The following is a 24,826-nucleotide window of genomic DNA, read 5'->3' as shown; positions in this document are numbered from 1 at the left end:
GTTATATCTGTGAATCTTGAGGCGGTTCGCCGATAGTGCCAGGCATCGCCTGAACGTGGCCCATCTGTTGCCCAGCCAGCGTGAGGAAGTGTAAATGGCGCTCATACTCGGCCACCAAATCACCAATCACCTGCCCGCGGGTGTAGCCGTTAAGGTCTTTTTCTTGACCCCCTTCTGCCAAGTAGACGTCGAGACGTACATAAAAGTCATCATCTGCCGAGATAAAGCTTGGTGTGCGCATCCGGTGCGGACAAACCTGGTAGACAAAGCTGGTGGCTTCTCCGAAGTCGACCTGAAGCGTTAGGTTCGGTAACGACTCACCTTCAAGATGCTCTTCGACCACATTGGCGGTTTGGCCACGACGTTCAAGCTCCTGAGCAAACTGCGTCATCGCTGGACGAATCGAGTGCTCAATGGTCGCGGCGGCGCCTGCGCGATTAGAGGTATCTAACGCACGATCCAAGCGCTCTTTCCAGTCACCACCAGGCGCGCTGCCTGCGATCATACGACGCGCATCCGCTTTGCTGCCTTCCAGTTTCAATGCTTTATACATGCCGACCATCACCGCGAAAATGACCACTGAGAAGGGGAGTGCGGTGATGACGACGGCGCTCTGCAGCGCATTTAAGCCTCCGGCCATCAGCAAGGCAATGGTGATCAATCCAATCACCGCCGACCAGAAAATACGCAGTTTTACCGGTGCATCGTGATTTACGTCGCTCAGAATGGAGGTGAAGTTGGCTAATACCAGCGCACCGGAATCCGCAGAGGTAATAAAGAACACGATACCCAACACGGTGACCACGGCGGCGGTAATGCCCACGTAGGGGTAGTACTCAAGGAGTGTATAGAGCGTGGTTTGCGGCGTGTTAAGGGCCTGTTCACCCAGTTCGGCCACGCCTTGATTGGCCACCAGCTCAATACCGCTGTTACCGAATACCGACATCCATACCATCATAAAAGCCAGGGGAATAAACAACGCGCCTGCGACAAATTCACGAATGGTCCTGCCTCGCGAGATGCGAGCCAGAAATAGACCCACAAACGGGGTCCAGGCAATCCACCAGCCCCAGAAGAAGATGGTCCACCACATTTTCCACTCTTGAGCACTCTCATCGGCAAAGGCATAGGTGTCAAAGCTGGCACCGACAAAACCCGACAGATAATCACCCGCGTTATTGACCACTTTATCCAGCAGTACCAGTGTGTCGCCGGAAAAGAGCACAAACAGCATGAGCGCCAATGCCAGCAGCATGTTGAATTCAGAGAGGCGGCGTATGCCTTTTTCAACACCGGTCACCACCGAAATCGTTGCCAATACCACCACCAGTACAATCAAGATCACTTGAACCGTGTGAGTTTCCGGCACGCCAAACATATAGGTGAGGCCGTAGTTAAGTTGCATCACCCCAATGCCGAGACTGGTAGCAATACCGAACACGGTGGAAATGACCGCGGTAATGTCTACCGCGTTACCAATCGGGCCGTGGATACGTTTGCCCAGTATCGGGTAGAGCGCGCTGCGGATGGCCAGCGGTAGGCGATGACGATAGCTGAAGTAAGCCAACGCCATACCCATCAACACGTACAGCCCCCAGCCGGAGAGCCCCCAGTGCAGATAGGTTTGAACGACGGCGTTACGCATCGCGGCTTGGCTTTCCGGGGTTAAATCCGGTGGTGCCAAGTAGTGCGCTACCGGTTCGGCAACGCTGAAGAACAACAGGTCGATACCGATACCTGCGGCAAACAGCATGGCCGACCAAGAGAGCAGCGAAAACTCGGGGCGTGAATGGTCGGGTCCCAGGCGGATGCTGCCAAAGCGGGACATGCCAATGGCGATCACGAATACCAGGTACGCCACAATAGCGAGCATGTAGTACCAACCAAACGTTTTGCTTACCCAGGCAAGTCCAGCATCAAAAAAGGCGCCGGCTTGCTCGGTAAACAGCATGGTGAGCACTAAAAAGATGAGGATGCCCGCCACACTGCCGTGGAAAACCACGGGATTGAGGCGGTCTCGGGAGGGGAGAATGGGATTGTCTTTCGCCATGCAGGCGGACTCCTGTTTTTGAACGGTGAATTTTATTTTGAATGAACGTTCAAATAAAATACGTGATTCAACGTCCGCCTACAAGTTAACCGCTACTATTTGGGTTGAATGAGCGTGGAGTCACGGTGTGCTGATGAAAGCGCAGACACAAAAACGCCCGGAATAAACCGGGCGTTGGGACTAGATTTAATGTGTTGCCTGCGCCTATTCGCTATCGGCATTCTCGTTGCTATTACTGCCGTGATGACCACGTTTGCCACGATGTTCTTCATGGACATCGTGCATAGCGCTGCGTAGCGCTTCCTGCTCTTCTTCGGTGAGAATCTCAGCTACCCGCTCATGATGCTCTTCACGCAGTGCGTGCATAGCGTCTCGATGTTCTGCGTATGCGTCGTTAAGCGCTGCTTGTTGCTCCTCGGAGATTTCAGCGCGCTCATATACCTCTTGGCGACGCTCCTCCATGCGCTCTTCCATTCGTGCGTGATCAGGCCCTTGGCCTTCAACGCCATCGTGGTTATGCGCTTGAGCGGTGAACGCTAATGGCATAATGGCGATAGCCAGCAGGGCAGGGGCAAACAGTTGGCGAACTGACATTTTTTTAGTCCTTGAAACGGTAGCTTTTGAAACGGCAGTCCCTGAAACGCTAGCACTGGAAATGTTCATAGCTTTTCTCCTAGTGAGTTGACGTTGCCAGTATCGCCAGGTGACGTGCAAACGGTTTGCAGATAGTGTGCAACAATCATGATCTTATTGGCTGGTCACTGGTCATAAACGCTAGGTGAGGGGTCACCTATTCATTAAGGAGCACAGGATGTCGCGAAGTGAGCTATATCGACTATGGTCGCCACGTAGCACGTTAACCAAACTACGCGGGGCGACCTGCCTGGGGGCGCTGGCATTAATATTGAGCGGATGCAGTGCTTCCCATCACCTAAGCCAAGGCGAACCCGCTATAGAAACCACACCCCTGCATGACTCCCAGCCATTTACTCGTTTAGCCCCCAAAATCTACACCCCCGACACCTGGCCCGAGGCGTTAAAAGCGCACGTTTATTTACCTGATACGACCACGTCGACAAGGCGTCCCGCGGCATTAGTGGTACACGGTGGCGGCTGGCGTAATCGCTCCCCCGACGACATGCAGGGCATCGCACAAAAGTTAGCAGAACAAGGCTACGTAGCGGTCAATATTGAATACCGTTTTGCGCCTGAATATCGCTTTCCAGCGCAATTGCACGATTTGCAGCAGGCGATGGCATGGATCCACGCTAATGCTGACGCATGGCAGGTGGATACTCAGCGCATTGTGGGAGTGGGCTATTCATCCGGCGCGCATTTGGTGAGCTTGCTGGCGGTGGCCGGTGTCGAAGGGCCTTTGGCTAAGCCGTATGGCGGTGCGCAGAGCCGTTTGGCGGCGGTGTTGGCCGGTGGCCTGCCCAGCGATCTGCTCAAGTTTGATGACGGGCCACTGGTGGTCGATTTTATCGGTGGTACGCGGGCTGAAAAGACCGACGCCTATCAGCTGGCTTCCCCTGCCAGGCAACTTACCGCCCAGGCGCCGCCATTTTTCCTTTTTCATGGTAAATGGGATCAGTTGGTACCGGTCGATCACGCTACCGACTTTTATCAAGCGCTGCAGGACTACAACATTGAAAGCGAACTATATCTACAGCGTTGGCGCGGCCATATCGCCAGCTTTTTACTGCGCGGCGGCGCCATCAAGGCCGGTATCGCGTTTCTCAACCAACAGGTAAACCCTTAACCCTCCGGCTGATACTTATAGCCGACGCCATAAACCGAGCGGATGATCTCAAGATCGGGAAGCGCTTCGTGGATTTTCTTACGCAGTTTTTTGATGTGACTGTCCACGGTGCGCTCCGAGACAATACGGTTGTCGCGATACATATGATCCATCAGTTGTTCGCGGCTAAAGATACGCCCCGGTGCCTGCATCATTACCCGCAACAACTGAAACTCGACCGCTGTCAGGCCTAGATCATGCCCATGGGCGAGCGCTTGCCAACCCTCTTCATTCAATACCACCGGGGCGCTTTGAGTCTCTTGCGTGGTGTCGGCCGCCGCCTGGCTGCGACGCAGTACCGCTTTCACTCGGGCGACCACTTCACGCGGGCTGAACGGCTTGCAGATATAGTCGTCGGCGCCGAGTTCCAGCCCTACCAAGCGGTCTACCTCCTCTACCTTAGCGGTGACCATGATGATCGCAATGGCAGGCCATTGTTGGCGTATTTCGCGACTTAGCGTCAGGCCGTCTTTGCCCGGCAGCATAATATCGAGCAGCACCAGGGCAGGGGAGTGATGTTCCAGCCACGGCAACACCTCATCGCCATGTCCTAGCGTCGTGACATCAAAACCGTGGGTGGTTAAGTAGTCCGTCATGAGGCGGGCGATTTTTGGTTCATCCTCAACAATCAACAACGAGGCAGTATGAGACATAGAGGTAAACTCGCTTAGCAGTGAAGGTAACAGCATGACGTAACGCTGATTTTTAATACTAATCGTGGCTTAAAAGAGGGAATTGTAGCGTCCAGCGCAATCCTCCCAGCGTTGAAATAGAAGGCGAGAGCGTGGCCCCATGGGCGTTTACCAGTGCGCTGGCAATGGACAGCCCTAATCCACTGCCGCCGCTGGCGCGATTGCGGGAGCCTTCTACGCGGTAGAGTCGTTCTGTCAGTCTCGCTAATTCGCCTTCGGGGACCCCCGGTGCGCTATCTTCCCAGCTCACCACGGCGCTGCCTTTATGCCGGGTAAGGGTCACCTTTAGATCGCCAGGCGGTTGGGTATAGGCGCAGCTGTTATCAAGCAGGTTATTCCATAGCTGGCGCAGGCGTTGGGCGTCGCCGCGAATCATGATGCCAGGCTCAATATGGGTCACCAGCGTCAAGCCGCTGTCGGCAAGCCAGCGGTCGGCATCGTCCAGACGGTTAGTGAGGCAGTCACTCAGGTCCATGGGCGCCAGCTGAATGTCGAGGGCTCCAGCGTCGCTTTGCGAGAGCAGACGTAAATCCGTCACCAAACGCTCTAATTGACCCACTTCCTGAGCGAGAGACCCCAGATTTTCCTGATTAAGCGGACGAATACCGTCCTGCATAGCTTCGATCTCGCCGCGCAAGACCGCCAATGGCGTGCGTAGTTCGTGGGCGGTATCCGAAACCCAGCGGGCTCGGGCATCGCGGCTGGCCTCTAGCGTGGCAGCGAGCACGTTGAAGTCTCGCGCCAAGCGTGACAGCTCATCACGCCCGCGTTCAGGGAGTCGGGTGCGGTAGTCGCCTTCGGTAAGGCGCAAGGTGGCTCCCGCCAATGCGCGGGTGCGTCGCCCCAGCCACCACGAAAGGCCGCCCGCCAGCAGCAGCGAGGCAACGCAAAGAGAAATGACGATCAGCACTAGATTGCGCTGTTGGCGCTCTAGAAAGCGGCTTTCCATATGCTCCATCATTTCTCGGGGAGGCCGGAAGCCGAGCGAGCCAATCGTTGTTTCACCACTACGCAACGTTAGCCACTGCCAACTCCCCGCGCCTCTATGATCGCTATGGGGGGGAACGATAAAATGTCCATCGACAGCGCGCAGTGTGAAATCCCGCGCCTCTCCTAACGGGGAAGGCCGGCCCCGGCGCTCCTGGCCAAGCTCAAAACGGACAATAAAGGGCCAGCGCTGAGGGGCCTGCTCAAGCCACTCCCAGCTCTGCTGGGTTTCCCAGCGCGTCACCAGGCCATCGGCTAGCAAGGCTGCGCGGCGCTCCTGTGCTTGGTTGAGATAATCGAGAAACCCCCGGTCAATGCTATAGGAAACCGCCAGAAACATACTGGCGGAGATGGCAACGTTGACGCTGAGAATAATCACAAACAGCTTGAGCCCCAGGCGGGAAGGCCGCCATTGGCGTACGGCCGCAAACCGAGCCATTACGGGGCTCCTTCGTGGCTTGGCTGACTCGATTTTGGGGGGCGCGGCGCACTAAGCCGTTCGCGCATGTTCTCCATGCCGAGGTAAAGGCAGGGCACTAGAATCAGTAGAATCACGGTGGCGAACAGGATGCCGAAACCGAGCGAGATCGCCATGGGAATCATGAAGCGTGCCTGACGCGAGGTTTCCAGGATCATCGGCGCCAAACCTAAAAAGGTGGTCAGCGTCGTCATCATGATGGGGCGTAATCGGCGTGTGGCTGCCGCCACAATGGCTTCTCGTGCGGCCATGCCCTCGCGGCGTTTACGGTTGGCGTAATCGATCAGCACTAGCGCATCATTAATCACCACCCCGGAGAGGGCGAGCATACCCAGCAGGCTGATAATGGAAAGCCCGAAGCCCATTATCATGTGGCCAGCGACAGCCCCCACGAGCCCAAAGGGAATGGCTGCCAATACCAGCAGCGGCTGGAGATAGCTTCTGAACGGAATGGCCAGTAGCGCATAAAGTGCCGCGATCATTAACCACATGGAGGTTTTTAGCGTGGCTAAGTTGTCGGCTGTGTCCTGCTGGCGTCCGCCTAAGCTGACCTCCAACCCGGGCCAGGTTGCCGTCATACTGGGAAATACCTCTTCCTCTAGCGTGGCGAGTACCTGATTAATGGCCTGATCGCTTTCTGAGTCGGCGGTGACAGTGATAATACGCCGTCCATTGATACGCTGAAGACTGCTAGACGCTTGGCTGATAGTAATGTCGGCTACCCGTGACAGTGGAACGCTCATCCCGTCAGGCGTGCGTATCGGCATGCGGTAAAGTTTATTCAAGCTGTCGCGGTTGTCGTTGGGTAAGCGCACTTCAACGCTGATTTCGCTGCGTCCGACATACTGTTCAATGGCGGTGGCGCCCTGAAGCGGCCCGCGTAGCGCCTGAGCTAAAAGGTTACCGTTGAGGCCCAGGGCGCGGCCTTCGGAAGAGAGGCGTATTTCTAACTGTGGCTTGCCGTCGCCTAAGCCACTGTCGATATCGGTTAATCCATAGCCTCCCAGGGTCTCGGCTAACCGCTCGGCAGCGGCTTCCAGCACCTGGGTGTCGGGATGCGAAAGGCGTAAACTCAGCGCCGCACCGCTGCCGGGGCCACCAACGTCTGATTCAAAGCGTACCGACTGAGCGCCGAGTAAATCGCCACTAAGCTCACGCCACTCGCGGGCAATGCGTGATGGCGGCCACGCCTCCAGGCTTTCGCTTGCAATATCGAGACGCACGGACAAACTTTCACCATCCAGGCGGCTTCTTGTACTGGTAAAACTCAGTGACTCTTCACGCTCACTTAGCGCATTGGCGGCATCGATCAGCTGCTGGCTAAGCTCGCGACTTACGGTGATATTGCTGCCAATGGGCAGCGTCACCGTGGCTTGTACTTGGTCTGATTCGACCCGGGGCATCAATGAAAAGCCCAAACGTCCACTCATCGCCCATGAGAGTGCGATGAGCAAAATGGCAATGCCCAGCGAAATACTTAACAGACGTTGGTTCAATGCGCGCTGAAGGAAGGGTTCGAACTGCTGGTAAGTAAAATGGTGCAAGCCGCCCTGAAGCCGCTGGCGCACTGCCTCAAGCGGGCGCTGCCAAGCAGGCGTTTGGCGCGGCTTACGGCTATGGGCGAGATGAGCGGGCAGAATGACCAGTGCTTCCAGCCAGGAGATCAAGAAAATGGTCACTACCACGACCGGTACGGTGGCAAAAATGAGCCCCAAAAAGCCAGGTAAAAACAGCAGCGGCAGAAAGGCGACAATGTTGGAAAGAATGGCGAAGGTCAGCGGGGTGGCGATTTCGCTGGCGCCTTTTACGGCGGCATCGCGCAGCGAGTAGCCCTCTTCCCGGTAGCTGTAGATATTCTCGCCGACAATAATGGCATCATCGACCACGATGCCCAGGGCAATAATGAACGCAAACATCGACATCATGTTGAGCGACACACCCACCCAGGGCAGAAACAGCATGGCGCCCAGGAACGCTGTGGGAATGCCCAGCGTGACCCAAAACGCCAGTCGCGCTTCTAGAAACAGCGCCATCAGCACCAACACCAGCGCTAGTCCCATCCAGGCATTTTTCAGCAGCAGGCTCAGGCGGTCTTCGTAAATGGTGGAGCTGTCCCAGGCAATCGTCAGGCTAACGCCTTCCGGCAAACCGGCTTGCAGACGCTCAAACTCAGTGTTGACCGCGTTAGAGATACTGGTCGGGGTTTGATCGCCTATTTGATAGACATCGACAGAAAGACTGGGCTGACCGTTATAAAACTCCTCGCGGTCGGTCTCGGCGAAGCCATTACTGACCCTGGCGATATCTCCCAACACAATGGGCGACCCCTGGGTACTGGTCAAAATGGGTAGCTCGGCAAAGCCTTCGGCGCTATTACGGCGCCCTTGGTAACGAATCAGCCACTCGCCTTCCGCGGTCGTCAATTGGCCGCTGGCCAAATCAAGCGCCTCTTCCGCGATGCGGCTGGCTAACGCCTGATGGTCCAGGCCGTAACGCTCGATAGCCTCTTCATCCAAGTGAACTTGGATTTCCCGCTCGCGGTTGCCGGAAAGCTCGACTCGTGAGATGCCGCTACTGGTCTGTAGCTCACCACGGATCTCCTCGGCTGCATCGTGGAGTGCCTCAAGACCGACCTGGCCATACACCTGTAGGCTCAGCACGCTACGCGAGCGCCCCGACAGCGTAAAGCGTGCTGGGTCGGCAGCGCTGGGCAGTGTGGTGATGGCATTCACTGCTTGCTGAATATCCTGATAGGCACGCATGACATCAATGCCGTCAATCAAGGTGGCGCTAACGCTAGCGCTGCCCTCGTTGGCGGTGGCGGTAAGCTCGTCAATGCCTTCCACGTCAGCCACTGCCGCTTCCACGGGTAATAGCAGGCTTTGTTCTATCTCTTCCGGTGTGGCGCCTGGGTAGCTGATACTGACCTGGACAACTTCAGTGTCGAACTCAGGGAATACCTCTTTCTTGATTGCCATCGAGGCCATTAAGCCGCCCGCAATAAACAGCACCATCAGCAAGTTGGGGGCGACGCCGTGATCAACCATCCACGCCAGTGGACCGCGTGGCACCTTCATGACTCATCTCCCGCCTGGGCCGAGGTGTCGGCGGGTTGGCGTACACGCACCAACTGACCCTCGCGGGGTTTAGCCAAGCCCGCGGTGACGACCCGCTCTCCGGACTCAAGACCACTTCGGATCAAGGCACTATCTTCACCCCGAAACGCGAGTGTTACCGGGGTACGACGAAGGCGATTATCTTCGTCTACCCGCCAGGTAATATCACCCGGACGTAAGGCTGCCGACGGCAGTGAAATGAGATTTTCCTGTACGGCAGGGGCAAAAGCAGCGCGAACCACATCACCCAAACGCAGAGCGGGGCCGTCGCTTTCAAGCGCCAATGGATCGTTTACGGCGATTAACAGCTGTGCCTGCAGACCATTTTCTTCCAGGCTGGGCAGTATCGAAACCAAGGTACCTTCACGTGTGGCGCCTTCGGGCCACCCCCGGCTGGTTAGGGTGACGCTGCTAGCTGTTTCCAGCCATTCAATCCACTCGCCAGGCAGGGAGACGCGTACCCAAAATTGCTCGACGCCCACCAGGTCGAGCACCTCTGTTCCCTGGCTAAGTAAACTGCCAGCGCCTAGCAGGCGTTCTCGCACCATCGCACGCCAAGGGGCGACCAGGACTGCACGTTCGACATTCAACGCTGCTTGATCGCGGGCCACTCGCGCTTGAGCCACTTGCGATTGGGCCTGGCGCAGTTGAGGTTCGCGCAGGACCAGCGCTCGCCGCTCCGCCGAGAGGTTACGACCAAAAGATTCGTACTCGCTGCGAGCGCGCTGCTGTTCCGCCTGCTCTAGCGCCAGCGCCGCCTGGGCATTGGCCAGCTGCGCTTCTGCGTCTTCAAGTGTTAGCGTCAGATCGGCTTGGTCAATATAGGCGAGGGGGGCGGATTGCTCGACCACTCGGCCGGGCACAACGCCCTCGGCAAAACGCTCCAGCTGGCCTGTGACACGGCTGGCTAGCTTTGCCGTCTGCTCTGCCTCAACGCGGCCAAAGCCATACAGGTCAGGCGCTTGCTGGCTAGTCGTCACCGTGACGGCATCAACGAGCGTCGGTTGCGGCGGTGGCGGTGGCGTGCGCTCAATACGCGGCGGTTGCGTCATAATCCACCAGGCGAGGGCAAGGGTACCGATAAAAATAAATAGTGCCGCGACAGCGCCCAAACGAAAGCGGCCGTGCTGGGACGAAGAAAAAGAGCGTGTTTGTGTCATTACCGCACGTCACCCGTTGGCTAAACGAAAATTCTTTAAAAAAAGCGTATGATGCTAGCATCAACGATTGTTGAGTAGCGATTAGTCAAACAATGTGCAAATAACATGCAATTTTCAATTACTTGGCACTCATTTGAGAGCTAAAGACTGACCGGTCTACTTTGAGCGTATGAAAAACAATGTGACTCGTGACAAATTAATCGACAGTGGTGCCCTTCTGATTAGTCAGCAAGGCTACAACGCGACGGGGATCAATGCCGTGTTAAAAACATGCGGCGTGCCCAAGGGCTCCTTTTATCACTACTTTGCCAGTAAGGAAGATTTTGGCTTGGCGGTCATCGAGCGTTTTGCCAGTCGCTACGATGAAACCCTGGTAGCGCTACTGGAAGATAGTGACACAGCACCGCTTGAGCGTCTAAGACGCTACTTTGCGGCAGGCCGTGCCTACATGCTTGAGTGCGACCATACCACCGGCTGTTTGATTGGCAATCTCGGACAGGAACTGTCCGGCCAAAGCGCTACGTTCCGCGATGCGTTGAATCTGGTGTTTCAGCGCTGGGAGCTACGTTTTGCGCACTGTTTGAACGATGCCCTGGCGCGAGGTGATATCGATACTCACACGTCACCGGAGGCGCTTGCCAGTTTTATCTTGACCGGTTGGGAAGGGGCAATCTTACGCGCTAAAACGCTTAAATCCGTTGATCCCATGGACCAGTTTGAAAAGATTTTGTTCCAGCAGGTGCTGACGCCGCCTACGCCATAACGTTAGCTATTCGCCTTCGTGCCCGCCACGCCAGGAGCCGCCATGTTTAAAGGTTTCGATAAACAGACCCGTCAGGTTAATGGTGTGGATATTGCCTTTCGTATGGGCGGTAGCGGCCCTGCGCTACTGCTGCTTCATGGTCACCCGCAAACCCACGTTATCTGGCACAAGGTCGCCGAAGAACTTGCACGACATTTCACGGTGATCGCCGCTGACCTGCGCGGTTACGGCGACAGCAGTAAACCCGACGACGACCCTGAACATCTCACTTATTCCAAACGTAGCATGGCGGCCGATATGGCCGAGCTGATGGGTGTACTCGGCTTCGAGCATTTTAAAGTATTGGCCCATGACCGTGGCGCGCGGGTCGCCCACCGCTTGGGCGTTGACCACGCCGAACGCGTGGAGCGCATGGTGCTTCTCGATATCGCCCCGACACTGGCCATGTATCGTGGTACTACCGAAGGCTTTGCGCGCAGCTACTGGCACTGGTTCTTTTTGATTCGCCCCCAGCCGTTACCGGAAATGCTGATCCAGTCAGATCCCGCCCAGTACCTGAAAAGTGTCATGGGCGCTCGCAGTGCGGGCATGGCGCCGTTCACGTCAGACGCGCTGGCCGAGTACGAGCGTTGTCTCACCCTTCCCGGTACCGCCACAGGTATCTGCGGTGACTACCGCGCCAGCGCCACGATCGATCTGGCGCATGATCAGGCGGATATCGACGCAGGCGTAAAACTTACCTGTCCGTTAAAAGTAATGTGGGGCGCTGAAGGTGCTATTGAGGCCTGCTTCGATGCGCTCAATGAATGGCGCAAGGTGGCCACTCAGGTGGAAGGCCATGCGCTCCCTTGCGGTCACTATATCGCCGAGGAAATTCCAGAGACGCTGCTTGTCCAAGCGCTGCCATTTCTGCTCGACGGCGATTGAGGCGTCTGACAAGACGGAGCGGGTAAAAAACTGGATAATGGGCGGCAATTCGCCTACTGCCTGCTGCTAGGCAAACTCATTACTCCGGATGCCTGCTCATGGAAATCAAGGTTAACTATCTCGACAACCTCCGCTTGGAGGCCAAGTTCGACGACTTCACGGTTATCTCCGATCAGCCGATTCGCTACAAGGGCGACGGCTCTGCCCCCGGCCCGTTTGACTACTTTCTGGCTTCATCGGCCATGTGCGCGGCCTACTTCGTGAAGGTGTACTGCAACGCGCGGGATATCCCGACCGAGAATATTCGCCTATCGCAGAACAACATCGTCGATCCGGAAGACCGTTACAAGCAGGTCTTCAAGATCCAGGTCGAACTGCCGGAAGATATTTCCGAGAAGGACCGCCAAGGCATTCTGCGCTCCATTGACCGCTGCACGGTCAAGAAAGTCGTTCAAACCGGCCCTGATTTTCAGATCGAGACGGTCGAGAACATTGATGAAGACGCCCAGGCACTGCTGATGGGCGCGCCGGAAGGCGGCAGCACTTACATTGAGGGTAAGGATCTGCCGCTGGAGCAGACCATCGCCAACATGAGCGCGATTCTCGCCAACCTCGGCATGAAGATCGAGATCGCCTCGTGGCGCAATATCGTGCCCCATGTATGGTCGCTACATATTCGCGATGCAGCCTCGCCCATGTGCTTTACCAACGGTAAAGGCGCCACCAAAGAGAGCGCGCTGTGCTCGGCGTTGGGCGAGTTCATCGAGCGCCTGTCCTGCAACTTCTTCTACAACGATCAGTTCCTGGGCGAAGAGATCGCGGGCAGCGCGTTCGTTCACTACCCCAATGAGAAATGGTTCAAGCCGGGGCCGAACGACGAGCTGCCTAAAGAGATCCTCGACGAGCATTGCCTGGCGATCTACAACCCGGAAGGCGAGCTGTGTGGCTCCAATCTGATTGATACCAACTCCGGGCGTGAAGACCGCGGCATCGTTTCGCTACCGTTTGTGCGCCAATCTGATGGTGAGACAGTCTATTTTCCTTCCAACCTGATCGAAAATCTGTTCTTGAGCAACGGCATGAGCGCGGGTAACACGCTGGTGGAAGCCCAGGTTCAGTGCCTGTCGGAAATTTTCGAGCGGGCAGTGAAGCGCGAGATTCTTGAGCAGGAACTGACCCTGCCGGACGTGCCGCAAGACGTGCTGGCGAAGTACCCCAGTATTGTTGAAGGCATCAACGCGCTGGAAGCTCAGGGGTTCCCGGTGTTGGTAAAAGATGCCTCGATGGGCGGCCAGTTCCCGGTCATGTGCGTGACCTTGATGAACCCACGCACTGGCGGCGTGTTTGCGTCCTTCGGCGCCCACCCAAGTTTTGAAGTGGCGTTGGAGCGCAGCCTGACCGAGCTTCTGCAGGGGCGTAGTTTCGAGGGTTTGAATGATCTACCTTTGCCCACCTTTAACTCGCAGACAGTGGCTGAGCCCAATAACTTCGTTGAGCACTTCATCGACTCGGTGGGTGTAGTGTCCTGGCGCTTCTTCAGTGCCAAGCCCGATTTTGAATTCAGCGAATGGGATTTCTCCGGCAGCAACGAAGAGGAGGCCGACACCCTGTTCGGCATTTTCGAGGAGCTGGGAGCGGAAGTGTACATGTCGGTGCACGAAGACTTGGGCGCGCCAGTGTGCCGGATTCTGGTGCCGGGTTACTCCGAGGTCTACCCGATTGAAGATCTGATCTGGGACAATACCAACAAGTCGTTGGATTACCGCAAGGACATTCTTAACTTACATCGCCTGGATGATGAACAGCTCCTCGATCTAGTCGAACGGCTGGAAGAGAGTCAGATGGATGATCACGCCGATATCATCACCCTGATCGGCATTGAGTTCGACGAAAACACGGTCTGGGGCCAGCTCACCATCCTGGAGCTGAAGCTGCTGATTTATCTGGCGCTTGAGCGCCATGAAGAGGCGCTGGACTGCGTACAGATGTTCCTGCAGTACAACGACAATACCGTCGAGCGCGGCCTGTTCTATCAGGCGGTCAACGCGGTGTTGGAAATCGCCCTGGATGATGAGCTTGAAATCGACGATTACCTGCCCAACCTACAGCGCATGTTTGGCGAAGAAAGCATGGCCGCCGTGGTGGGCTCGGTGGAAGGCAATGTGCGCTTCTACGGCCTAACGCCCACCAACATGCAGCTTGATGGTCTTGAGCGCCACCAGCGTCTGATCGAAAGCTACAAGAAGCTGCATGCTGCCAGGGCGGCTCGGGCGGCCTAGTCCGGCGTTAATTATGTTTAAGCCCGGCGTTAATTGCGTCTATCTGTTACCCCCTTTAAAAGGAATGTCATGACATCGATGACCTTTAGCTCACCTTTGATTGCCGCGGCGCTCACCCTTGTGTCAGCCGAGAGCCTGGCGCAAAGTTCTGAACAGAGCCATAGCGAAGTGCGCAAGCTCTATAGCGGTCAAATGATGCCTGACGAACAGGTCGAGCTTTCGCGCCATATCGACCGTCTCTTTCCTACCCGTACGGTAAAAGCGTCGAGTGCGCCTCATGAGTTCGGCACGCGTAATGCCTCGCTTGACGACTTCTCGCTCACTCACGAAGGCGTCACCTACGATATCTATGATTTTATGGCGCTCAACCGGGTGAGCGGTCTGATGGCGGTGCACGATAACGACGTGGTGTTTGAGCAGTATGCCCTGGGCAACACGCCGGATACCCGCTGGATGTCGATGTCGATTGCCAAGTCGATCTCCTCAACGCTGATCGGCGCCGCCCTTAAAGACGGTCATATCGAAAGCCTTGATGACGCCGTCAGCAAGTACGTGCCAGTGCTCAACGGCAGTGTTTATGACGACGTTACCGTTGAACAGATTCTATTAATGGCCTCGGGCGTTGCCTGGGATGAGACCTACGCCGACCCCAGCTCCCAGCGTCGCCAAATGCTTGAAGTGCAGCTTTCCCAGGAATCTGGCGCGCTGCTGGAATTCATGGGCGGGCTCGAGCGGGCACAAGCGCCTGGTGAGGTGTGGAACTACAGCACCGGCGAAACCCAGCTACTTTCGGCGATCATCAACGGTGCGGTGGGTAAAAGCGCCTCTGAGTATCTGTCCGAGAAAATCTGGGCAAACTACGGTATGGAACACGATGCCCAGTGGTGGCTGGATAGCGAAGGTGGTCAGGAAATCGGCGGCAGCGGACTGTTGATTACCCTTCGCGACTATGCCCGGTTTGGTCAGTTTGTGCTGGATGAATACCATACACCTAGCGTGTTGCCCGAAGGCTGGGTAGCCGAGTCGGCCAGGCCCCACGAGGTCGGTGGTGAAGAGGTCGAGTACGGTTACTCCTGGTGGCCGGAGGGCGAGGGCGCCTTCTCGGCGGTGGGCATCTTTGGCCAGTGGATATTTGTCGATCCGGATAACGACATGGTGATTGCCATGACGAGCGCCCAACCCAAGGCGGAAGCCTTCGAGATCGTGCCGGTCACCGAGTTCTTCCACGCGCTAAGCGATCATCTGGCTGACAAAAACCAGTAGCCTTGGCTCGTTAGCGCTAATAGCAAACCACCCGCCGATCGCTGTGGTAGCGCCCACAGCATCGGCTTATAGCGACTCTGCCGGTCAACTCGCTGTGGGCGGCACGCTGCCTGTGGAAAAATCATGGGTTACCGGGTTACTCAGCGGAGTGAAACCAGGTTTGTTGGCTAAGAAACCCGCTTAGTTCGCTCCGGAAAAGCTTGGCTCGAGCGGAAAGGCTGCGTCGCGAGGGCCACACCAAAAAGATATCTCTGTTGCGGCCTCGCCATTCAGGAAGCACGCGTACCAACTCGCCCTTTTGTAAGCTGTTCGCGACCATGCTGGCGGGCATCAATGAAACGCCCGCGCCTGCTTTGGTGAGGTTGAGGACGATATTCATATCATTACTTAGATGAAAATGCTGTTGATGACACGTCTGTTGATGCCCCTCTTGATTGAACAACTGCCATTCGCTAAACATCTTTGCCGCCACGCTAGGGCATCCTGCCAACTCATCGATAGTGCGGGGGAGTGGGAACTGCATGGTGGGAGATGCCACCAGGATCGGCTCGATATAGCCCAAATGCTTTTGAATCAGCGTCGAGTCTTTTTGAGGCCCGGAGCGTAGCGCAATGTCTGCCTGTTGGTCGCGAATGTCGGCGACGTTGTTGTCGAGCTCTATGGTGAGTGCTATCTCCGGATGGCAATGTATAAACTGTCGCCAGAATGCATCCAGTGGGCCACTCCCCAAATTGACCGGTGCCATGACTTTTAACGGCCCGCTCAAACTATGCAGCGTTTGATCCAAGTCTAAAATACGTTGATCGAGCGCAAGCACTAGCTCCTCGCACTCGCGGTAATAGGATTCCCCATGAGGCGTTAGCGTCAATCCCTTCGTGGAGCGATGCAGTAACTCTACGCCTAGCGTGGCTTCCAACGAGCTTATGCGCCGCGATACGGTCGCAATCGTCATGTTCAGTTTGGCGGCCGCAGCGGTGAGGCTATGCTGGTTGGCCGCCACGATAAAAATGTTCAGATCATCCAGAGACGGTTTGCGCATTTTGCAATTCTGTAAAATGGTTTCTTACATATTGCCATATCTTACCGTTATAGAGGTTTGATAGCCTTCGCATCTTTCAAAATCGCCTCAAGGACTGCTATGAAACATAGAATCATTTTTGCATTACTGATGTCGTTCACGCTCTCGCTGATCATGAGCGCATGGGTGACTTACGTTAATATTGGATCACATCCGGCCTTTGTGAACATTTGGCTAAACGCTTGGCTGCTTGCTTGGCCAGCCGCTGGAATCATCGCGTTTATCAGCGGGCCATTTATTCATAAGTTAGCCCATCGCATTGCCGAGAAGGTATGACCATGGGCGTAACTGACGGGGCTAGGCTCGATTTGAGATAACGCTAAGCATGGTCACGGTGATTAATATGATCGCCATGCCCGTTACCTGAATGCCACCCAGGTCACCCTTTAATATGAGGACGCCGAACAGGGTCGCCGTGACGGGTTCCACCATCGCGACCATTGAGGCTAGGGCCGGTTGAGTACGTTTTAGTCCGATAATATAAAGCACAAACGACAGACCTGCGCCCAAGCTACCTAGCGCTAAAAACAGTGGCCAATCTGACGAACTCACGACCGCCACCGTCTGATCAATATCGCTTGGTATGAGTAAAAGAGTGGCCAGCACGGCGAAGGCGATTGACAGTATTGCCTGTGGGCTGCCATGCGGTGATGCATATTTAAACCCAAAAATGAACACCGCATAGGACAGCCCGGCCAGAAGCCCTGCGCCCACCCCGATTAGCGATAAGTCGCTTGAGCTAATCTCATACAGGTTGGTTAATAGTACGATACCAATCATCACCAGGATGATGGCTATCCACTTAAACGCAGTCGGTTTTTCGAGCTTTAGCGCGAATGAGATGAGATACACGAACACCGGAGCGCAATACATCAGGGTCGCCGCAACCGCCACGTTACCATGCTCAATGCTTAAGAAATAAAAGGAAAAATTGCCCGCGACACCGACTCCGGCGATAGCGGACCATATCCACAGTTTACGCCTCGATAGCCCGCTGTGTTGCGGCCTCAACAGTAGCCAAGCGAGTACTAACAATAATCCTATAAAACCGCGATAGAAGGAAACTACAGAGGGGGCCCAGTCATGATCAACCAGAATGCCGCCAATGCCGCCGGAGATCCCCCAAAAAAACGCTGCGAGCGCGACTAACGCTGTACTGACTATCGACACTTGCTCTCCTTTCAAGATTGGTAAAATAGTAGCTATGTAAGCGGCCGGGTAATCACTACCAGCCTTACGAGAAACGACCGGCGTTCTTCAAACGCCGGTACAGGTGGGAAAAGGGCATGGAGGTCAAACCATGTATCACTATGGAGGACACGACTAATAAGCTCACGACGGGCCATATCTCAGCCACGTCGGTTTGATGATGTGCAAAGGCTGCGTAGTACAGGGCGGCGACACCTATCGGGCCGAACCAGCCTGAAAATGCCCCATCCCGCTTGCAGGGAAGCTCACCCATCCGGCCGCCTAACAGCAGCAATAGAGGCAAGCGGCGCAGGCAAAGCACAGCGACCACCAGCGCCAAAGCTTGCCACCCCAACGCCAGCCATTGTTGCCAGGGAATCATCAGGCCGAGCAAGATAAAGATGGGCGAGGTGAAAAAACGATCGACGCCCTCGACCACTCTTTCTTCCTCCTGTCTTTCTGAGGCGTTGGCCTGTTGATCAAACGCTAATCCCGCTACGAATACCGCGAGGATGCCATCGCTACCCATCAGCTTCACCGCCGTGAGCGTCGCAAACGCGAGCGTCGTGGTGATCATCAGCATCGAAGATTGATCGACGGTCTTGTATTTTTCCGCCTTGCGCATCGCAATGCCAACCGTAAAGCCGATAACCGCGCCTAACACTAGCGCCAGCGCAATATCGATCACGATAACTTCCAATAGATGTTTCGTGAGGGATTGCTCAGCCGAAAGCGTCAGTATGAAGATGGCACTCATGATAAAGATGAACGCAAGCCCATCGTTCGCGCCTGATTCACTTGAGATGATATGACGTAGATAAGCGGGCAGGTTCTCTTTTGCCACGGGGCCTGTCACCACGGTGGAGGCGACGACGGGGTCGGTAGGAGTGACCGCCGCCCCGATAAGCAACGCGGCGCCTAGCGGTAGCCCGAGTGCCCAACCGGCAAGGAGACTACTGCTCAACCACATGAACGGCATGCCTATCAGTAACAACAAACCGAGTGAACGCCAGTGAGTGATGACGTAGCGCTTGGGAAGACGCAGCGCTATCCCCATCAAACCAATGGCCACCGCTAAACGAGCCACTTGTTCTAAAATGGCCATTTCATCGCCCCATTCCGCGGGGTCAAGTAGCCCAACCCCAGTCGGCCCTAACACCGCGCCAATCAGCAACAGGGACACTGAGTCGGGCAAGCCCACTCGCTTCAGTGGCGTTGATAAAAGCCCCAGTAGTAGTGCACTGGTGGCCACCACTAATAGCCCAATATTGAATGCGTGCATGTGGCTCCATTAATGCGAGCTTTAAATCAGATGTGTCACTCAGTACTGTCTACTAGCCAAACGTGCCACATGACCGAGGTCATGTGGCTTTCAGAGGCGGGAGGTTTACTTGGCGTCGCTTGCTAGGTCAGTGGGGCTAAGCAGCAGTACCGCGAGAGGGGGCAAGGTCAGCTGAAGGCTGGCGATTTGCCCATGCAGGGGGGAATCCTCGGCGACGAGGCGACCCAGGTTGCCCATATTGGAGCCCCCATAGCATTCGGCATCGCTGTTGAGGCGCTCTTCCCATTCGCCGGTGTTCGGCACGCCCAGCCGATAGCCCTCGCGGGGAATCGGCGTCATGTTGGCAACGACCAGCAGCGGCTCGCCTGACGCACTCCAGCGCAACCAGGCAAATACGCTATTGGTGTCGTCATTGCCCACTACCCAGGTAAAGCCCTTGGGTTCGCTATCGCATTCGTGAAGGGCGGGCAGCGCCTGATAGCAGCGGTTGAGATCGCCAAGCAAGCGCTTGACACCGGCATGGCGAGCTTCGCCAAGTAGCGGCCAGTCCAGCTCCCGGTCGTGGCTCCATTCGCGCCACTGGCCGAACTCGCAGCCCATGAACAAAAGCTTCTTGCCGGGCTGCGACCACATGATGGAAAGATAGGCGCGCAGGTTGGCAAATTGCTGCCACTCGTCACCAGGCATCTTGCAAATGAGTGAGCCTTTGCCATGAACCACTTCGTCATGGGAAATCGGCAGCACATAGCGTTCCGAAAAGGCGTACACCATGGGAAAGGTCATATCATGATGCGAGTAGGCACGGTATACCGGATCCTTGGCAATGTATTCCAAGGTGTCGTGCATCCAGCCCATGTTCCATTTGTAGGCAAACCCTAACCCGTTATCGGCGGTTGGCTGAGTCACGCCGGGCCAGGCGGTGGACTCTTCGGCAATCACCACCGTGCCGGGCACTTCTTCATTGATAACGTCATTGAGATGACGCAGGAAGTCTATCGTTTCGAGGTTCTCGTGCCCGCCGAAACGGTTAGGAATCCATTCACCTTCGTTACGTGAATAGTTGCGGTACAGCATGGAGGCAACGGCATCGACCCGCAGTGCATCGACATGGAAGTGCCTTAACCAGTGCAGCGCAGAGGCCAGCATGAACCCATGCACTTCACGCCTGCCCAGGTTGTAGATATAGGTATCCCAATCCTGATGGAAGCCCTCAAAAGGGTGCTCGTATTCATACAGCGCCGTGCCGTCAAAGCGTGCCAAACCGTGGGCGTCGGTGGGGAAGTGGGCCGGTACCCAATCAAGAATCACCCCGAGACCTGCCCGATGGCATTCATCGACAAAGTAAGCGAAGTCGGCGGGTTTGCCAAAACGTGCGCTAGGCGCAAACTGGCCTAATGGCTGATACCCCCAGGAGCCGCCAAACGGATGCTCCATGATGGGTAGCAGCTCGACATGGGTGAAGCCCAACTCGAGCACATAGGGAATAAGCTGGTCGGCCAGGTCGCGCCAGCTGTAAAGCTCGCCATTGTCGCCGCCGTGTTTACGCCAGGACGCCGCATGCACCTCGTAGATACTAATGGGGCGGGCCGGATCATGGGCGTTTTCTCGTTTCGCGATCCACTCCTCATCGTGCCAGACAAAGGGGGTGGTATCGGCCACCACTGACGCGGTATGGGGCGGCATTTGGGTCGCCAGGGCGACAGGGTCGGCACGCAGCCCAAGGGTGCCGTGAGCATCGAGGATCTCGTATTTGTAGGCTTCCCCTGGCCCAAGCCTCGGTATGAAGAGTTCCCAAACGCCAGCCGGGTGACGCAAGCGCATCACATGACGGCGCCCGTCCCAGCTATTGAATTCTCCCACTACCGAGACGCGCTGGGCATTGGGTGCCCACACGGCGAAGCGAACACCTTCAACGCCCTCGACCGTCATTGGTTGCGCGCCCAGGCAATGCCCTAGATCACGATGATTACCTTCGCCCAGCAGGTAAAGGTCCATTTCGCCCAGTAACAGACCGAAGCTGTAAGGATCCTCGGTGATCTGCTCGCCCTGAGGCCAGCGAATGCGCAATACATAGGGCGCGGCATGCGGTAGCCGAGCAGCGAACAGGCCGGGGATCTGGATACCTGTTAGGCAGCAACGCAATTCACCACTGTCGCGGTCGAGCACATCCACGCCGACCGCACCGGGTAAAAATACGCGTAAAAAATGACCTTCAGCATCGCTATGGATACCGAGGACTGAGAAAGGGTTGCGGTGGCCGCCTTGCGTCAGCGCGTCGGCGTCGCCTTCGGTCAACCACAAGGTGCGATCCAGCATGGGTCTGGTGTGACTAACATCATTCATGTGGCTCTCCTGGGCTTAGTTGTTCGACGATGGCCGCTAGACCGCGCAATGGTACGCCTAACCATGCCGGGCGATTGGCGGCTTCGTAGGCAATCTCGTAGGCGGTTTTTTCGAGCACGAACAGGTCAACCGCCGCGGCGGCACCGTTCGCTTTTTTCCATTCGTGAGGAATGTCAAAGGTGGCTTGCCAATAGGCATTGAGGAAAGCCTGACGGCCCCTGAGTAAATACTGCTCCACCACCGCGTGGCCGGCGTCAGCGCCTGAATCGACACCTTCACCCTCGCTTGGCCGCGCCTCTTCCACCTTGGCGTAGGCGTAATCGAAGGAGCGCAACATGCCTGCGACATCGCGAAGCGGGCTATCCTTCGCGCGGCGTTCCTCCAGAGGACGCGCCGGCTCGCCTTCAAAGTCGATGATGTAGGCATCGTCGTGGGCCACCAGTACCTGGCCTAGATGCAGGTCGCCATGGATACGCGTGATCAGACTGCCTTCGGCAAGCTCCGCCATGGCTTTGATCGCGTCAGGGATTCTGGCGCGCTGAGACAGAACGGTATCAGCGAGTTGCTGTTCAGCCTTGTCGGCGGCGCTTTTATGCTGTTCAAGTATGTCCAGCGCTTCCTCGACGCGCTGCGTCACGCGTTGTGTCCAGTGCTGCACATGGGAGGTCCCGGCGTGATCAGGCGCAAATGCCGGATCATCACTAGGCGTGGCCAGTACCATATGCAGTTCGCCCAGACGACGTCCCAGCGTAGTGGCAAACTCTTCCAGCTCCTCAAAGGCGCCGTAGCGGTCCTCCTCGTGTACTTCACTGCCGCGCTCGTCGTCGGCCAGCGCTTCACGGATTGCTCGTTCCAGCTTCGAGCGGGTCCACGACCAGGCATCGCCCTGGTTGTCGATGTAGCCTTGCAGGATCATTAGTGTCTGCGTGGCTCCCTCTTCAAGCTGGGTTACCACGCCATACAGTGGCACGGTATGCGCAAAGCCTCGTTCGGTCAGGTAGCTGCCGATTTCCGCTTCGGGATGGATGCCCGGTTCTAGACGACGGAACACCTTGAGCACCAACTGATGGTTGATGATCACCGAACTATTGGATTGCTCGGCACTTTGCTGCACCACGTCAGGATGTTCGGGAAGCGTCAGTTCGGCGAAGGCGGCGGTTGGCAAGAAGTGGATTTCGCCGTTCTCATAAGGCAACACGGTGCCCGAGCGCATCCCTTCAAGCACGCCCAGCGTAAAGGCATCCAGGGTGACCGCATCGGTTAGCAGCCCCACTTCATGGAAGCGACGTACGCGTGCCAAGGCGAGTTGTTGAGAGAGCGGATTGCTCTGCTCCTCTTCACCCAGGAAAGCCAGTGGTAGCTGGTAGCGCTCGCTGCCGTGGTTATGCTTGATTGCCAGCTCACTAAACAACAGCGTATGCCCGCCGTACTCAAGACTGGCGGTAGCCTGTAGGTTGATTTCCTCGATACGCGACTGCTTGGCCGCAAACCAGCGCCGCTTGGGCAGGTAGTTGGGGAGTGCTTCGCGTTCGAGCAATCGCCTGGATGTCTCCGTGAAAATTTCTTCAAGGCGCTGTTTAATAATGAGAGTGACGTAATCCGGCATTGGCTCAGGCACCGGAACGTGCCATTCGGGCATGGCGGTAGCCGGGGCCAGCAGGAACCAGAAAAATCCGTATGGCGGAAGGGTCAGCAGGTATGGCAATTGCCCCACCGGAGGAAACGCACTACCACCGACCATTTCCACCGGGACTTGGCCGGTGAACGCGGAAAGGCCGAGCTCTACAGCCTGGGCGGTGCTGGCCACGTTGGCCACACACAGGAGTGTTTCCGTTTCGCCGTTATCGAGCGTCATCTCGCGTAGGTAGGCAAGAATATGCCGGTTGGCCGGGTAGAGCGGCCGCATGGTGCCACGGCTGAAGGCCCGGTGCTGGCTGCGCACGGCGAGTAACCGGCGCATGTTATTGAGCAGCGAATGCGAATCACGCACCTGGGCTTCGACATTGACAGTCTGATAGCCGTAGAGCGGATCCATGATCGGCGGCAGTACCAGCTTGGCTGGATCGGCGCGCGAGAAGCCGCCGTTCCGGTCCACAGACCACTGCATGGGCGTACGTACACCGTCACGGTCGCCTAGGTAAATGTTGTCGCCCATGCCGATTTCATCGCCGTAATACAACACAGGCGTGCCAGGCATCGACAGCAGCAAGCTGTTGAGCAGCTCGATCCGCCGACGGTCGCGCTCGAGCAGCGGTGCCAAACGGCGGCGGATACCCAAATTGATACGCGCCCGGCGATCAGCAGCGTAGTGATTCCAGAGGTAGTCACGCTCCTTGTCGGTGACCATTTCCAGCGTCAGCTCGTCATGGTTGCGTAGAAAAATCGCCCACTGGCAGGTGGCCGGTATTTCGGGCGTCTGGCGTAAAATATCGGTAATCGGGAAGCGGTCTTCCTGAGCGAGCGCCATGTACATACGCGGCATCAAAGGGAAGTGAAACGCCATGTGGCACTCATCCCCATCACCAAAGTAAGGGCGGGTATCCTCGGGCCACTGGTTGGCTTCAGCGAGCAGCATACGGTCGGGGTAACGTTCGTCGAGCACTGCGCGAATCTTCTTGAGCACCACATGCGTTTCGGGCAGGTTCTCGTTGTTGGTGCCTTCGCGCTCGACCAGGTAGGGAATGGCATCCAGACGCAGGCCATCAACGCCCATATCCAGCCAGTACTCCATGACCTTTAATATCTCGTCGAGCACCACTGGGTTATCGAAATTAAGATCCGGCTGGTGTGAGTAGAAACGGTGCCAGAAATAGGCGCCGGCCACCGGGTCCCAGGTCCAATTGGAGGATTCGGTATCCAGGAAGATAATACGTGTGCCGGGGTAGGCCTGGTCGGTGTCCGACCAGACATAGAAGTCGCGTTCCGGTGAGCCGGGCGGCGCGTGCCTGGCGCGCTGGAACCACTCGTGTTGGTCGGACGTGTGGTTAATGACTAGTTCAGTAATGACGCGAAGACCGCGACGGTGCGCCTCTTCGATAAACCGCCGGGCGTCCTCGAGGGTGCCGTAGTCGGGGCTGACGCTGGTATATTCGGCAATATCGTAGCCATCATCGCGCCGAGGTGAAGGATAGAACGGTAATATCCAGATCGTGTTCACACCCAGACTGACGATATAGTCGAGTTTCTGAATCAAACCTTCAAAATCACCAATGCCGTCGTCGTTGGCATCAAAGAAGGCTTTGACATGTACTTGGTAGATTACCGCGTCCTTATACCAGAGTGGGTCGTCAAGAAAATCCATCGCCTCGACGGCGTGTGTTTCGCTGCTGGCATCCATCATTGGCTTGCCCTCTCTGTTTTCATCGGTGAGTACATAACGATCCTGATACGCTGATAAGAACGAAACGTTTTCGAATCCA

17 protein-coding genes are annotated in these 24,826 nt (G+C 56.4%); 6 read left to right on the top strand and 11 right to left on the bottom strand.

What is annotated here, in order from left to right:
• Nucleotide 1: 1 nt before the first annotated feature.
• Together betT and ACFFLD_RS01855 are read right to left on the bottom strand one after the other, a co-directional pair.
• Nucleotides 2–2,050, bottom strand: a complete 2,049-nt coding sequence (gene betT / locus ACFFLD_RS01860; protein WP_386035820.1) for a choline BCCT transporter BetT — start codon at nt 2,048–2,050, stop codon at nt 2–4.
• 204 nt (nt 2,051–2,254) lie between these two features.
• Entirely contained in the window at nt 2,255–2,644 is a 390-nt protein-coding gene (locus ACFFLD_RS01855) for a hypothetical protein (protein ID WP_386035817.1), read from the bottom strand.
• 217 nt (nt 2,645–2,861) lie between these two features.
• Between ACFFLD_RS01855 and ACFFLD_RS01850 the strand changes: the two genes are divergently transcribed.
• Entirely contained in the window at nt 2,862–3,812 is a 951-nt protein-coding gene (locus ACFFLD_RS01850; RefSeq protein WP_386035814.1) for an alpha/beta hydrolase fold domain-containing protein, read from the top strand.
• Here the strand turns inward: ACFFLD_RS01850 and ACFFLD_RS01845 are convergent.
• From ACFFLD_RS01845 to ACFFLD_RS01830, 4 genes are read right to left on the bottom strand one after another with little or no spacing between them, the layout of a single operon-like run.
• A complete protein-coding gene (locus ACFFLD_RS01845; RefSeq protein WP_386035811.1) occupies nt 3,809–4,504 on the bottom strand; it encodes a response regulator in 696 nt (231 codons plus the stop codon). The genes ACFFLD_RS01850 and ACFFLD_RS01845 overlap by 4 nt on opposite strands.
• 58 nt (nt 4,505–4,562) lie before the next feature.
• Nucleotides 4,563–5,969 carry an ATP-binding protein gene (locus ACFFLD_RS01840; RefSeq protein WP_386035808.1) on the bottom strand — a complete coding sequence of 469 codons (1,407 nt, stop codon included), beginning with the start codon at nt 5,967–5,969 and terminating at the stop codon, nt 4,563–4,565.
• Nucleotides 5,969–9,085, bottom strand: a complete 3,117-nt coding sequence (locus tag ACFFLD_RS01835; RefSeq protein ID WP_386035805.1) for an efflux RND transporter permease subunit — start codon at nt 9,083–9,085, stop codon at nt 5,969–5,971. The genes ACFFLD_RS01840 and ACFFLD_RS01835 overlap by 1 nt, the downstream gene beginning before the upstream one ends.
• Complete coding sequence (locus ACFFLD_RS01830; RefSeq protein WP_386035802.1) at nt 9,082–10,284, bottom strand: efflux RND transporter periplasmic adaptor subunit; 1,203 nt, start codon at nt 10,282–10,284, stop codon at nt 9,082–9,084. The genes ACFFLD_RS01835 and ACFFLD_RS01830 overlap by 4 nt, the downstream gene beginning before the upstream one ends.
• A gap of 169 nt (nt 10,285–10,453) precedes the next feature.
• Here ACFFLD_RS01830 and ACFFLD_RS01825 point away from each other — a divergent pair, with 169 nt between their 5' ends.
• The 4 genes from ACFFLD_RS01825 to ACFFLD_RS01810 all read left to right on the top strand — a co-directional run bounded on the left by ACFFLD_RS01825 (nt 10,454) and on the right by ACFFLD_RS01810 (nt 15,516).
• Nucleotides 10,454–11,047, top strand: a complete 594-nt coding sequence (locus ACFFLD_RS01825; protein WP_386035799.1) for a TetR/AcrR family transcriptional regulator — start codon at nt 10,454–10,456, stop codon at nt 11,045–11,047.
• A gap of 42 nt (nt 11,048–11,089) precedes the next feature.
• On the top strand, nt 11,090–11,974 hold the full coding sequence (locus tag ACFFLD_RS01820; RefSeq protein WP_386035796.1) for an alpha/beta fold hydrolase: 885 nt from the start codon (nt 11,090–11,092) through the stop codon (nt 11,972–11,974).
• Nucleotides 11,975–12,072: 98 nt separating this feature from the next.
• A complete protein-coding gene (locus ACFFLD_RS01815) occupies nt 12,073–14,253 on the top strand; it encodes an OsmC domain/YcaO domain-containing protein (protein ID WP_386035793.1) in 2,181 nt (726 codons plus the stop codon).
• Nucleotides 14,254–14,322: 69 nt separating this feature from the next.
• Complete coding sequence (locus tag ACFFLD_RS01810) at nt 14,323–15,516, top strand: serine hydrolase domain-containing protein (protein ID WP_386035790.1); 1,194 nt, start codon at nt 14,323–14,325, stop codon at nt 15,514–15,516.
• A 136-nt stretch (nt 15,517–15,652) separates the two neighbouring features.
• Here the strand turns inward: ACFFLD_RS01810 and ACFFLD_RS01805 are convergent, their stop codons facing one another.
• Complete coding sequence (locus tag ACFFLD_RS01805; protein WP_386035788.1) at nt 15,653–16,555, bottom strand: LysR family transcriptional regulator; 903 nt, start codon at nt 16,553–16,555, stop codon at nt 15,653–15,655.
• A gap of 99 nt (nt 16,556–16,654) precedes the next feature.
• Here ACFFLD_RS01805 and ACFFLD_RS01800 point away from each other — a divergent pair, with 99 nt between their 5' ends.
• Entirely contained in the window at nt 16,655–16,870 is a 216-nt protein-coding gene (locus tag ACFFLD_RS01800; protein ID WP_386035785.1) for a DUF2798 domain-containing protein, read from the top strand.
• 21 nt (nt 16,871–16,891) lie between these two features.
• On the opposite strand, the gene ACFFLD_RS01795 is transcribed toward ACFFLD_RS01800, so the two are convergent.
• The 4 genes from ACFFLD_RS01795 to treS form a co-directional block, all read right to left on the bottom strand.
• On the bottom strand, nt 16,892–17,764 hold the full coding sequence (locus tag ACFFLD_RS01795; protein WP_386035782.1) for a DMT family transporter: 873 nt from the start codon (nt 17,762–17,764) through the stop codon (nt 16,892–16,894).
• 64 nt (nt 17,765–17,828) lie between these two features.
• Nucleotides 17,829–19,064: a cation:proton antiporter domain-containing protein gene (locus ACFFLD_RS01790; RefSeq protein WP_386035779.1), complete on the bottom strand. Its 1,236-nt coding sequence runs from the start codon at nt 19,062–19,064 to the stop codon at nt 17,829–17,831.
• A gap of 105 nt (nt 19,065–19,169) precedes the next feature.
• Nucleotides 19,170–21,407, bottom strand: coding sequence for a 1,4-alpha-glucan branching protein GlgB (glgB, locus tag ACFFLD_RS01785; RefSeq protein ID WP_386035776.1), 2,238 nt, complete (start codon nt 21,405–21,407; stop codon nt 19,170–19,172).
• Complete coding sequence (gene treS / locus ACFFLD_RS01780) at nt 21,400–24,747, bottom strand: maltose alpha-D-glucosyltransferase (protein WP_386035773.1); 3,348 nt, start codon at nt 24,745–24,747, stop codon at nt 21,400–21,402. Before treS ends, glgB begins: the two co-directional genes overlap by 8 nt.
• Nucleotides 24,748–24,826 lie beyond the last annotated feature (79 nt).

Origin of the sequence: Vreelandella sulfidaeris (assembly GCF_042429665.1) — a bacterium.
In the GTDB taxonomy this organism is placed as follows: Bacteria; Pseudomonadota; Gammaproteobacteria; order Pseudomonadales; family Halomonadaceae; genus Vreelandella.
This window is presented reverse-complemented; position numbering and strand designations above follow the sequence as displayed.

Excerpts from the sequence above, each read along its gene's own strand:
- betT (WP_386035820.1), bottom strand. The coding sequence starts at position 2,050 with ATGGCGAAAGACAATCCCATTCTCCCCTCCCGAGACCGCCTCAATCCC.
- ACFFLD_RS01855 (WP_386035817.1), bottom strand. The coding sequence starts at position 2,644 with ATGTCAGTTCGCCAACTGTTTGCCCCTGCCCTGCTGGCTATCGCCATT.
- ACFFLD_RS01850 (WP_386035814.1), top strand. The coding sequence starts at position 2,862 with ATGTCGCGAAGTGAGCTATATCGACTATGGTCGCCACGTAGCACGTTA.
- ACFFLD_RS01845 (WP_386035811.1), bottom strand. The coding sequence starts at position 4,504 with ATGTCTCATACTGCCTCGTTGTTGATTGTTGAGGATGAACCAAAAATC.
- ACFFLD_RS01840 (WP_386035808.1), bottom strand. The coding sequence starts at position 5,969 with ATGGCTCGGTTTGCGGCCGTACGCCAATGGCGGCCTTCCCGCCTGGGG.
- ACFFLD_RS01835 (WP_386035805.1), bottom strand. The coding sequence starts at position 9,085 with ATGAAGGTGCCACGCGGTCCACTGGCGTGGATGGTTGATCACGGCGTC.
- ACFFLD_RS01830 (WP_386035802.1), bottom strand. The coding sequence starts at position 10,284 with ATGACACAAACACGCTCTTTTTCTTCGTCCCAGCACGGCCGCTTTCGT.
- ACFFLD_RS01825 (WP_386035799.1), top strand. The coding sequence starts at position 10,454 with ATGAAAAACAATGTGACTCGTGACAAATTAATCGACAGTGGTGCCCTT.
- ACFFLD_RS01820 (WP_386035796.1), top strand. The coding sequence starts at position 11,090 with ATGTTTAAAGGTTTCGATAAACAGACCCGTCAGGTTAATGGTGTGGAT.
- ACFFLD_RS01815 (WP_386035793.1), top strand. The coding sequence starts at position 12,073 with ATGGAAATCAAGGTTAACTATCTCGACAACCTCCGCTTGGAGGCCAAG.
- ACFFLD_RS01810 (WP_386035790.1), top strand. The coding sequence starts at position 14,323 with ATGACATCGATGACCTTTAGCTCACCTTTGATTGCCGCGGCGCTCACC.
- ACFFLD_RS01805 (WP_386035788.1), bottom strand. The coding sequence starts at position 16,555 with ATGCGCAAACCGTCTCTGGATGATCTGAACATTTTTATCGTGGCGGCC.
- ACFFLD_RS01800 (WP_386035785.1), top strand. The coding sequence starts at position 16,655 with ATGAAACATAGAATCATTTTTGCATTACTGATGTCGTTCACGCTCTCG.
- ACFFLD_RS01790 (WP_386035779.1), bottom strand. The coding sequence starts at position 19,064 with ATGCACGCATTCAATATTGGGCTATTAGTGGTGGCCACCAGTGCACTA.
- glgB (WP_386035776.1), bottom strand. The coding sequence starts at position 21,407 with ATGAATGATGTTAGTCACACCAGACCCATGCTGGATCGCACCTTGTGG.
- treS (WP_386035773.1), bottom strand. The coding sequence starts at position 24,747 with ATGATGGATGCCAGCAGCGAAACACACGCCGTCGAGGCGATGGATTTT.